Source organism: Flavobacterium taihuense (assembly GCF_019351435.1).
GTDB classification, from domain to species: Bacteria; Bacteroidota; Bacteroidia; order Flavobacteriales; family Flavobacteriaceae; genus Flavobacterium; species Flavobacterium taihuense.
This window is the reverse complement of record NZ_JAHWYN010000044.1, coordinates 1-3,319: the sequence shown is the minus strand read 5'-3', so window position 1 is coordinate 3,319 and position 3,319 is coordinate 1. Positions and strand designations below refer to the sequence as shown.

The window sequence follows — 3,319 nt, the reverse complement described above, 5'->3', positions numbered from 1 at the left end:
TNANTTTAAAAAAAAAGCGTAAAATAAAAAAAGCGCAAAAATAAGAATGAAGAGTGTCTCGTAGCTCAGCTGGTTAGAGTACTACACTGATAATGTAGGGGTCGACAGTTCGAGTCTGTCCGAGACAACTATTTTCACCTTAAAAAAAGGAAATTCTAGAGTTGAGAGATTATGGGTAAAGATTCATAATTCATAATTCACAATTCATAATTAGATTGGGGGATTAGCTCAGCTGGCTAGAGCGCCTGCCTTGCACGCAGGAGGTCAACGGTTCGACTCCGTTATTCTCCACTGATTTACCGTAAAAATGGTAAATAAAAGTTCATTGACATATTGAGATAAGAAATAATAAAAAGTAGAAAGCAGGTTTTCTAATTTATTAGGAAATCGAAACAAAACGGTCTTAATTAAGTTTAAGATTGGTACAATAAGCAAAATAAGGGCGTATGGGGGATGCCTTGGCTCTCAGAGGCGATGAAAGGCGTGATAAGCTGCGAAAAGTTACGGGGACGGGCACACACCGATTGATCCGTAAATACCTGAATGGGGCAACCCACTATGTTGAAGACATAGTACACCGATAGGTGGGCAAACCCGCTGAACTGAAACATCTAAGTAGGCGGAGGAGAAGAAAACAAAAGTGATTCCGTAAGTAGTGGCGAGCGAACGCGGATTAGCCCAAACCAATGTTGTTACGGCAATGTTGGGGTTGTAGGACCACGACATTTTATGCACAAAGAATTAGAATCTACTGGAAAGTAGGGCCAGAGAAGGTGATAGCCCTGTATAAGTAATAAGTGTAATAGATAGTGGTATCCTGAGTAGGGCGGGGCACGTGAAACCCTGTCTGAATTTGGCGGGACCATCCGCTAAGGCTAAATACTCCTGAGAGACCGATAGTGAACCAGTACCGTGAGGGAAAGGTGAAAAGAACCGTGAATAACGGAGTGAAATAGATCCTGAAACCATACGCTTACAAGCGGTCGGAGCCCTTTCGTGGGGTGACGGCGTGCCTTTTGCATAATGAGCCTACGAGTTAACGTTGCTGGCAAGGATAAGTGGTTAAGCCACGGATCCGTAGCGAAAGCGAGTCTGAATAGGGCGCTTTAGTCAGTAGTGTTAGACGCGAAACCGTGTGATCTACCCATGGGCAGGATGAAGCGCTGGTAACACAGTGTGGAGGTCCGAACCGGTTGACGTTGAAAAGTCTTCGGATGACCTGTGGGTAGGGGTGAAAGGCCAATCAAACTCGGAAATAGCTCGTACTCCCCGAAATGCATTTAGGTGCAGCGCACGGCGCAAAGTTATATAGAGGTAGAGCTACTGATTGGATGCGGGGGCTTCACCGCCTACCAATTCCTGACAAACTCCGAATGCTATATAATGTTTCCGTGCAGTGAGGGCTTGGGTGCTAAGGTCCAAGTCCGAGAGGGAAAGAACCCAGACCATCAGCTAAGGTCCCCAAATATATGTTAAGTTGAAAGAACGAGGTTTGTCTGCCCAGACAGCTAGGATGTTGGCTTGGAAGCAGCCATTCATTTAAAGAGTGCGTAACAGCTCACTAGTCGAGCGGACGAGCATGGATAATAATCGGGCATAAACATATTACCGAAGCTATGGATTTCGTATTTATTTACGGAGTGGTAGGGGAGCATTCTAACAGGGTTGAAGGTGTATCGTAAGGTATGCTGGACTGGTTAGAAAAGAAAATGTAGGCATAAGTAACGATAATGCGGGCGAGAAACCCGCACACCGAAAGACTAAGGTTTCCACAGCTATGCTAATCAGCTGTGGGTTAGTCGGGACCTAAGGCGAACCCGAAAGGGACAGTCGATGGACAACGGGTTAATATTCCCGTACTAGTTATTACTGTGATGGGGTGACGGAGTGATGAAAGCGCCGCGAACTGACGGAATAGTTCGTTGAAGTACCTACCTATAAGCTGCGCAGGCAAATCCACGCGGCTTGGGGAAATACGATAGTACTCGGAGACTTCGGTCAAAGAGATAGTGCGCCTAAGGGCTTCCAAGAAAAACCTCTAAACTTCAGGTAATAAGTACCCGTACCGCAAACCGACACAGGTAGTCGAGGAGAGAATCCTAAGGTGCTCGAGAGATTCATGGCTAAGGAATTAGGCAAAATAGACCCGTAACTTCGGGAGAAGGGTCGCCTCTAGGTAATACTAGAGGCCGCAGTGAAGAGGTCCAGGCGACTGTTTATCAAAAACACAGGGCTCTGCAAAATCGTAAGATGAAGTATAGGGCCTGACACCTGCCCGGTGCTGGAAGGTTAAGTGGAGATGTTATCTTCGGAGAAGCATTGAAATGAAGCCCCAGTAAACGGCGGCCGTAACTATAACGGTCCTAAGGTAGCGAAATTCCTTGTCGGGTAAGTTCCGACCTGCACGAATGGTGTAACGATCTGGACACTGTCTCAGCCATGAGCTCGGTGAAATTGTAGTAACGGTGAAGATGCCGTTTACCCGCAGTGGGACGAAAAGACCCTGTGCACCTTTACTATAGCTTAGTATTGACCTTGGATAAATGATGTGTAGGATAGGTTGGAGACTGTGAAGTGGCGTCGCTAGGCGTTGTGGAGTCATTGTTGAAATACAACCCTTTGTTTATCTGAGGCCTAACCCCGCGATTGCGGGGGACATTGCTTGGTGGGTAGTTTGACTGGGGTGGTCGCCTCCAAAAGAGTAACGGAGGCTTCTAAAGGTTCCCTCAGTACGCTTGGTAACCGTGCGTAGAGTGCAATGGCATAAGGGAGCTTGACTGAGAGACATACAGGTCGATCAGGTACGAAAGTAGAGCATAGTGATCCGGTGGTTCCGCATGGAAGGGCCATCGCTCAAAGGATAAAAGGTACGCCGGGGATAACAGGCTGATCTCCCCCAAGAGCTCATATCGACGGGGGGGTTTGGCACCTCGATGTCGGCTCGTCACATCCTGGGGCTGGAGAAGGTCCCAAGGGTTGGGCTGTTCGCCCATTAAAGTGGCACGCGAGCTGGGTTCAGAACGTCGTGAGACAGTTCGGTCTCTATCTACTGTGGGCGCAAGAAATTTGAGTGGATCTGATTCTAGTACGAGAGGACCGAATTGGACAAACCTCTAGTGTATCTGTTGTTCCGCCAGGAGCATCGCAGAGTAGCTACGTTTGGAAGGGATAAGCGCTGAAAGCATATAAGCGCGAAACCCACCACAAGATGAGATTTCTTTTAAGGGTCGTGGGAGATGACCACGTTGATAGGCTATAGATGTAAAGGCAGTAATGTCATAGTCGAGTAGTACTAATAACCCGTAAGCTTATGTACACC

Annotated in this window: 2 tRNA genes and 1 rRNA gene; all 3 read left to right on the top strand. The window is 47.4% G+C overall.

Features of this window, described 5'->3' with window-relative positions:
* Positions 1-54: 54 nt before the first annotated feature.
* The 3 genes from KZH69_RS20175 to KZH69_RS20165 all read left to right on the top strand — a co-directional run bounded on the left by KZH69_RS20175 (position 55) and on the right by KZH69_RS20165 (position 3,316).
* Positions 55-128 (top strand) — tRNA-Ile (locus KZH69_RS20175).
* Between the two features lie 89 nt (positions 129-217).
* Positions 218-291: transfer RNA gene (locus KZH69_RS20170), tRNA-Ala, on the top strand.
* A gap of 134 nt (positions 292-425) precedes the next feature.
* Positions 426-3,316: ribosomal RNA gene (locus KZH69_RS20165) — 23S ribosomal RNA — on the top strand.
* Positions 3,317-3,319 lie beyond the last annotated feature (3 nt).